This window comes from Streptomyces sp. YS-3 (assembly GCF_045257485.1).
In the GTDB taxonomy this organism is placed as follows: domain Bacteria; phylum Actinomycetota; class Actinomycetes; order Streptomycetales; family Streptomycetaceae; genus Streptomyces.
Genome location: NZ_JBJHPC010000370.1, coordinates 1 through 7,275, shown reverse-complemented (window position 1 = coordinate 7,275; position 7,275 = coordinate 1). Strand labels below are relative to the sequence as shown.

The following is a 7,275-nucleotide window of genomic DNA, read 5'->3' as shown; positions in this document are numbered from 1 at the left end:
GGGGGCGTCCTGCCTGGTCTTCGCGGTGAGCGGGGGGCGCGGCGCGCTCCTGGACAGCGCGGCCCTGCTGGGCGGGGCGCTGGTACTCGTCCTCGGCGAGCTGTACCAGGCGTCGGCGAGCTGGGGCCTGTCCTTCGGGCTCGCCCCGGCGGGCCGGCAGGGGGAGTACCAGGCGGTGTTCTCCCTGGGGCGTGGGCTCCAGCAGTTCGCCGGGCCGTGGCTGATGACCTCCCTGGTCGTCGGCGCGGCGGCGACCGGCTGGCTGGTCCTCGCGGCGCTCTTCGCCCTGCTCGGGCTCGCCGCGCCGCCGTTGGTGCGCGGCCTGGAGAGGGCCCGCGCGCGGACGGAGCCGGCGCCGGCCTGAGCGGACCGGCCGGCGTCCGTCCGGACCCCATGTGTCAGACCCCTACGACCGAAACAAGTAAGCGAGCATCATGACCGTACAGCGACGACACGACCCGGACGAGCGCGGCTTCGCCAGCGACAACTACGCGGGTGTGCACCCCGAGATCCTTGCGGCGATCGCCGTGGCCAACGGCGGGCACCAGGTCAGCTACGGCGCCGACGTCTACACCGAGCGCCTCCAGGAAGTGGTGCGCGGCCACTTCGGCCCCACCGCACACGCGTACCCGGTCTTCAACGGCACCGGCGCGAACGTGGTCGCGCTCCAGACCATGCTCGACCGCTGGGACGCCGTGGTCTGCGCCGAGTCGGCCCACATCAACGTCGACGAGGGCGGGGCGCCCGAGAAGGTCGCCGGGATCAAGCTCCTGACGGTGCCCACGTGGGACGGCAAGCTCACCCCTGAGCTGATCGACCGCCAGGCCTGGGGCTTCGAGGACGAGCACCGCGCCCGGCCCAGGGTCGTCTCGATCGCCCAGTCCACCGAGCTCGGCACCTGCTACACGCCGGACGAGATCCGTGCGATCTGCGACCACGCGCACGACCTCGGCATGCTCGTCTACCTGGACGGCGCCCGGCTCGCCAACGCCGCCGCCACCCTCGGCGTGTCCCTGCGCGAGATGACCACCGACGCGGGCGTGGACGTCCTCTCGCTCGGCGGCACCAAGAACGGGCTGCTCTTCGGCGAGGCGGTCATCGTGCTCAACGAGGACGCGGTGCGCGGCATGGCCCACCTGCGCAAGACGAGCATGCAGCTGGGCTCCAAGATGCGTTTCATGTCGGTGCAGTTCGAGGCCCTGCTCGGAAGCGACCTGTGGCTGCGCTCGGCCGCCCGCTCCAACGCGATGACCCAGCGGCTGTACGAGGCGGTGCGTGACCTGCCCGGCCTGGAGATCGCCCGCCCGGTGCAGGCCAACCAGATCTTCGCCGTCCTGCCGCCGGCCGTCACCGAGCGCCTCCAGAAGCGTTTCCGCTTCTACACCTGGGACGAGCAGGCCGGCGAGGTCCGCTGGATGACCTCCTTCGACACCACCGAGGACGACGTGGACGTGTTCGCGGCGGCGATCGCGGAGGAGCTGGCGGCGGAGCGAGGCGAGGGCCCGGCGGGCGCGCTGACCACGGCCGAGCGCGAGGAACTGGTGCAGCTGCGCCGTAGGGTCCGCGAGATGGAAGAGACGATAGAAGCGCTGGGAAAAACGCCCGCCTTCTCCACGAACCGCACGACGAAGTAGCCGATGGCGGAGGCCCGGGAGGTCGGGGGAGCGCCCTGGCCCCCGGGCGGGAGAAGCACGAGAGGGACGACCGGTTCCAGGTCGCCCTGCCCGGCGGCATGCTCGGTGATGAGCCGACCAGTGGCCCCAGGGGCGGGGCGGCGTCGTTGATGGAACGGCCGACCGGGGTGAAGCCGGCGCGGGCGTCGGGGTGGCGACTGCTCGCCGGCTGGCTGGCAGCCCACGGACTCCGCACTCGTCGACGAGATCCTGCATTCCGTGCGACGAGTGACGCCTGATGTTTTGAGCGAACGCACGTCATCAGGTCGGCCCGCCAGTCGGTGACCGCGCCCGCCCGCACCGCGGGCGACACCTCCTCACGCGCCGCAATCAGGGGACGCATTCGAAGCTGGTCGAATCCTTCGACAGCGGATACGCCACCAAGGTTCCCTGGTCCCAAGCCGGTTACCAACACCTGGGGGCCGGCTCGACGTCAGGCCGATCACAGGAGGCAGACATGAGAATCAGACTCGGACGACGCACGGCGACAGCCACAGCGGTCGCCGCACTCGTCGCGGGCGGCCTGGGCATGGCATCCGGCAGCGCATCGGCATCGTCGAACGTTCAGGTCTGGCTCAACGGGACGCACGGCGTGGGCGTCTACTCCGGGGCGGCGAGCGACACACCCAAGGTCGCCGATGACCTGTTCGCTCCCGCTTCCGTCCACACCGACTGCTTCGTGAGCGGCCAGAGCATCAACAACCAGGGAAACGTCTGGTACCACGTCTACCAGGAGCACTACAAGAACAACACCACGACGTACCAATACGGGTACGTGTACGCGCCGTACGTGGATGACAGCAACGCCTTCCGCAACGGCCTCATCCGGTGCCCCTGGAAGCCGTAGGGCGCCCACCGAGTCATGCGCCCATTCGCGGTCAAAGGTTGCGTCCCGCGAACTGGTGTGTCGATGACTCCGCAGGTCACGGTGGGTATGTGACCCACATCGTGAGGGGGCTGCAGCGATCCGGACTCCGTAGGTACGGATCGCTGTAGCCGCGGGCGGGGCACGGCCTGGCGGCACACACGGAACGATCCGGATACCGCCGACTCCGGTCCGATGCGCCGCACTTCTCACGCCCCAAGCCCCCGCCTCCGCTGGAGGAACCCGCCAGGGCCAAGCAAGGGGGTGCGGGCGTGCGCGTGTGTTCAGGGTGCCGCGCGTTGGTAGTAGACGTGCCGGCTTCGACGGGTTCGCTGGAGCAGCCCGGCACGATGAAGGATCTGCAGATGGTAGGAGACGGTTGCGCGGCTGAGGTGCAGGCGTTGGGCAAGGCCCTCGGTGCTTTGAGGCTGGGTGAGTTCGGCGAGTATCTCGGCTCGGGTGGTGCCGATCAGGTCTCCCAGGTTCTGGCTCCGGGCGGGTGACGCGGCGACCGGGTAGGTGATCATGGGGATGCGAGGTCCAGGTGCCTCGGGCGCGTCGATGCAGGACATGTCGGGCGCACCGAGTATCGACGGGACGAGGATGACGCCCTGGGATGTCAGGGAGACGGACTGGTCACACAGGGGAAAGTCGAGCTGCAGGCTTCCCGCGTTCCAGGTGAAGGACGGCCCCAAACCGTTGATCATTTGGTGGAAGCCCTCACGTGCGCTGTCCACGGCGCGCCGTGAGATGTCGGAGTGCATCTGATCGTGAAGCTCTGTCCAGTGCGGACCGACAGCGATGTCCCAGAACTGCCCGAGCTGGCTCGCCACTCGGGCGGCGAAGTCGCCTTCGCCGCGGTCCATGGCCCGTCTCAGAAGGGTGCCCGACCGGTTGGACAGGTCGGTGCCCTTGCGTCCGGGGTCGGGGAGTACGGATGCGACCTCGTAGTCGACTCGGTCCGTCGGGGTGATCGCCACCTGGTGCAACTGGTCGTGCGGGTCGCTGTCGAACGCGGTCGGCAGTGGGCTGATGAAATCAGGTATGACAGGGCCTGCGGTGGCAAGCGCGGCGAGTAATGTCAGCCTGTTCTCCCGCACCACAGTGGTCGCGCGTGACTGCCATGTCCTGGGCAGGTAGCTCGGGTAGTGCCCCGCCTTGTACAGCAGTTCGCACACCAGATGCAGCGGAGACACCGCGAATCTGGTCCGCGCCAGCCCCTCCGAGCCCAAATCGATCCGGATCATCCCGCCCCCGCGAATCCCGTGTCCGGCACGTTGCGCCAAGGCCAGTGAACAGTGAGGCGAGGGCGACGTCCAGGGCCCTGCGGTGGCGTGCCGGGCCGATGCCATGGCGAGCCTCTTCCGGACTTCGGAAGGAAGGATCAGCTCCGCGGACCCGACATGCTGTGCCCGGTGCGTTCGGGTGCGCTCTGACGCGGTCAGGTGCAAAGAACGGCCCGCTCAGTGCTCAGCCCAACTTGGGGAACTTCTTCGCCAAGTTGCTGAACGAGGTCTGGGGCAGGAGCAGGTGGTCCGCTATCGAGTTGCTGGATATCCGCGTCGGCCATGTATGCATCATCTCGGCCAGGAATGTCTTGAAGTCAGCTGTGAGTTCCTTTTCGCTCACACTCAGCTTCCCGGGTTCCTGTCCCGGGGGAAGCTTCGCGTTCTCCGCCTTCTTGGCCAGCCACTTGTCTTTGAGGGGTGCAGGGATGTGCGCTTCCAGCTCTTCGGCCGCGCCTTGGACTCTGCTGAGCGGGGTGGCCTGCTTGGCTTTAGTGTCGAGCTTACTTATCTGCTTATCCAGTGCGGCAGCAGAAATATCAAGGCGCTTCAGGATCAGATTCTTCATCTCGATGTCGTTCTGCGTCAGTTCCCTGATCTTCAGACGCAAGGCATCAGGGAATGTCTTTCCGTACTGACCACCCTTCCCCGTACGGGCTTCGACCAGTTTCCAGAATTCTTCTCCTGCCGCGCTTCGCAATGCGGGTACCGTCTCCTCCTCGAACACCTGCCACCTCGCCTCGGCCTGCGCCTTCAGCTCCGCATCACGTTCGGCCTTGAGCTCCTTCGCGGTCGGGGCGTGAGCGCCCACCGGGTTGCCGATACGGAGCGCGCTGGTCTTCGACACCAGTTCCGACTCGTCGACGTCCTCGGCCTCGCTGTTGGAGGGGGTGTCGTCCTTCACCAGGATCTCGGTGTCGGCCGGGATCACGCGAACGGTCTCGCCCTTCTTGTTCACCTCCTCCGGCACCGTGTACCGCTGCTCCACGTCGCCCCCGGCACCCGGCTCCGGCTCCTCGAGACCGTTGCCGGCCGGTGCGGGGTGCGCATGCCGCGGCGCGGACGCGTACATGAGCCGCTCCGGGTCACCCATGTGTCCGCGCAAGTGTTCACCGACGTCCGCAGTCGCCGACCCGTCATGCCCGGCGAGGTTCCGGACACCGCTGTCGACTGCTTCCTTGTAGAGCTGGTTCCCGCGACGGTTGTAGACCAGGCTGAGCCCGACCTCCTCCTCGAAATAGCGCAGCATGGCGAGACAGGCGTCGCACGGCCTTTTCGAACCGCGGATGTGGATGGGGTCATGAGGCGTGTCCGCGTCGAATTCCGCATTTTGCAGAAACTGCAGCAGCTTCTGCTCCGCATGCATCTTCTTCGCCCCCTCGCCGTTGTACACCAGGTAGGCGTAGCCCGGGTTTTTTCCCGGCGCGAGCAGGTCGGCCAGGTACCTCCGGTACGACGGCATCTTCGCCTTCTCGTTGGAGACGTCGACGAGCCGAATGTGTGAGGTCTCGCGCAGAGCCTTCAAGGTGGCGTTGTCCCGCTTGAACCCGCCGCTCTCCGCCCCGTCCACGTCCATGGCGTTCGGGTCCACCGCCTCCAGGGCCCGCACCTGTGCCATGAACCCCTCACGGACCTTCAGCAGGGCCTGCCGGTTCCGCCGGATCCCCTCCTGCTCCCGCACCTTCCTGCTGCTCCTCGGCACGCCGTCTTCGGCGTCCTTCTCGGTGCGGCGGCGCTTCGTGTCCTTGTCGGCGCGTGCCCCCGCGGACCGTTTGCCCTTGCCCTTGCTCGCGTCGGCCAGGACGGGCGCCTCTTCGGACTCGGAGTCCGACTCGCTGTCGCTGTCGAGCGCGTCCTCCTGGTCCGCCGGTACGCCTTCCTCATCACCGAAGTCCGTGGTCAGCAGCTTCTGGAGGGCGTCGCCCCCCACCACGTCCTGCTCATCGTCGCCGTCACCCAGTTCCCGCAACAGCTCCAGGAGCCGCCGCATGGACTGGTTGTAATTGCTGGCGAAGACCAGGTGCCCGTTGACCGTCGCCGCCTGGATCTCCTGCTCCACAACTGCCTGCGCGGACTTCGTTGACGCGGCATCACCCGACGGATCCGCCTTGTCGTTGCCCTTGCCCTTGCCCTGTGCCGACGCCGCTTCCTCCCTTTCCTTTCGCTCGGCGTGCGATACGGCGGCGACTGCCCGGCGGACAATGTGCCGCAGGCTCTGCGCATCGCGCTCGTCGGCGTAGTCGCGGGTATAGCGGATCGCTATCTGCTTGGTGATCCGTCCCCACTGCTTCTTGTTCTGCTTGCAGGTGCAGCGCTCGGCTAGCCGGTCGAGTTCAGTGAGGATCTCCTTGCGGCCGGGGGCCTTGCCGCTCGCCGCCGCGGGGGGCAGCGCGGCCTGGGAGCTGCCGCTCTTGGCCGTGGCCCCACTGCCCTTGGAGGACTTGCTCTCCTTGGAAGACCTACTTTCTTTGGAAGGCTTCCCGTCCTTGGAGGACTTGCTCGAGGACTTGCTGTCCTTGGAAGATTTGCTGCCCTTGGAGGACTTCTCGTCCTTCGCGCGAGCCACCACCAGGCTCGCCACGTTGCCCACGGAGCGCTGTGCGGGCATGCCCAGGCCCCCGCTGTCCATGGCCCCACCGGGCCGGGCCGGCGGGCGCGGACCTCGCGACGGCGCGCTGCCCGCTCCCGCGGCGAACGCCGCACCGTTGGCCTCGGCCTTGCGCTCGGAGCCTTGCCCCGGGTCGGTGACGGTGACGCCCGCGCTGTTGGTGTTCCCGGTCTCCTTCAGCCCCGAGAGGTTGTCGCTCACGTGACTCAGTTCGTGGCCGACGATCTCCTTCTTCCGGGCCGCCTGCGGTGGCAGGAAGATGTGGTGGCCGATCGTCATAGCCTCGGCCCCCATCGCCGCGGTGGCCCGCTGAGCGACGGTGTCGCTGTGGACGCGCGCGGGTGACAGGTCGGTCTGGTAGAACGCCTCCGCCTCCTTGCGGATCGGGTCGGCGATGGGCTGGCTCGGCGAGTTGATGGCGTCATTGAGCAGCGCCACCTGGTCGAGCGGCTCGCTCTCCCGTGCCGCATCCGGGGCCTCGCCCTTCGCGCCGCCCGTGTCACCGTGCCCGCAGCCGGCCCCGTGGACGTGCCGCTCCTCCTTGAACAGGCGCGCGACCACATGATTGCCCACCAGCCCTTGGAGCGCGGTGGCCCGCGCCGCGCTCATCGGCCCCTGACCCACGCCCCCGGACACGGAAGACGTCCGCCGCACACCGGATCCCGGCGTTCCTTCTTGCTTCTCGGGACGTTTCTCGTGCGCGTGCATGGCATTACCTCTTCGGGCCGGCGACAGCGGGACAGCGTCTCCGGCGTACTGCCCCGTCGCTGTTGTAACTGTCCGCTCCCGGGGGCGAACAGGTCCGCTGGGGCAGTCGTGGGGGCAGATCTCCCACTTCACGGC

At 67.9% G+C, this 7,275-nt stretch carries 4 protein-coding genes and 1 pseudogene; 3 read left to right on the top strand and 2 right to left on the bottom strand.

Features of this window, described 5'->3' with window-relative positions:
* The 3 genes and pseudogenes from ACJA3G_RS25330 to ACJA3G_RS25320 all read left to right on the top strand — a co-directional run.
* Nucleotides 1-364 (top strand): annotated as a pseudogene (locus ACJA3G_RS25330) (MFS transporter); the annotation flags it as partial.
* 70 nt (nt 365-434) lie between these two features.
* Nucleotides 435-1,634, top strand: coding sequence for a threonine aldolase family protein (locus tag ACJA3G_RS25325; protein ID WP_406555354.1), 1,200 nt, complete (start codon nt 435-437; stop codon nt 1,632-1,634).
* Nucleotides 1,635-2,130: 496 nt separating this feature from the next.
* Nucleotides 2,131-2,520 (top strand): hypothetical protein, encoded by a 390-nt coding sequence (locus tag ACJA3G_RS25320; protein WP_406555353.1) that lies wholly within the window; start codon nt 2,131-2,133, stop codon nt 2,518-2,520.
* Between the two features lie 302 nt (nt 2,521-2,822).
* Here the strand turns inward: ACJA3G_RS25320 and ACJA3G_RS25315 are convergent, their stop codons facing one another.
* Both ACJA3G_RS25315 and ACJA3G_RS25310 read right to left on the bottom strand, forming a co-directional pair.
* Nucleotides 2,823-3,785: an ArsR/SmtB family transcription factor gene (locus ACJA3G_RS25315; protein WP_406555352.1), complete on the bottom strand. Its 963-nt coding sequence runs from the start codon at nt 3,783-3,785 to the stop codon at nt 2,823-2,825.
* 223 nt (nt 3,786-4,008) lie between these two features.
* The gene (locus ACJA3G_RS25310) at nt 4,009-7,140 is read right to left on the bottom strand and encodes a DUF4157 domain-containing protein (protein ID WP_406555351.1); all 3,132 of its coding nucleotides are present in this window, start codon (nt 7,138-7,140) and stop codon (nt 4,009-4,011) included.
* Between the last annotated feature and the right edge of the window lie 135 nt (nt 7,141-7,275).

Excerpts from the sequence above, each read along its gene's own strand:
- ACJA3G_RS25320 (WP_406555353.1), top strand. The coding sequence starts at position 2,131 with ATGAGAATCAGACTCGGACGACGCACGGCGACAGCCACAGCGGTCGCC.
- ACJA3G_RS25315 (WP_406555352.1), bottom strand. The coding sequence starts at position 3,785 with ATGATCCGGATCGATTTGGGCTCGGAGGGGCTGGCGCGGACCAGATTC.
- ACJA3G_RS25325 (WP_406555354.1), top strand. The coding sequence starts at position 435 with ATGACCGTACAGCGACGACACGACCCGGACGAGCGCGGCTTCGCCAGC.
- ACJA3G_RS25310 (WP_406555351.1), bottom strand. The coding sequence starts at position 7,140 with ATGCACGCGCACGAGAAACGTCCCGAGAAGCAAGAAGGAACGCCGGGA.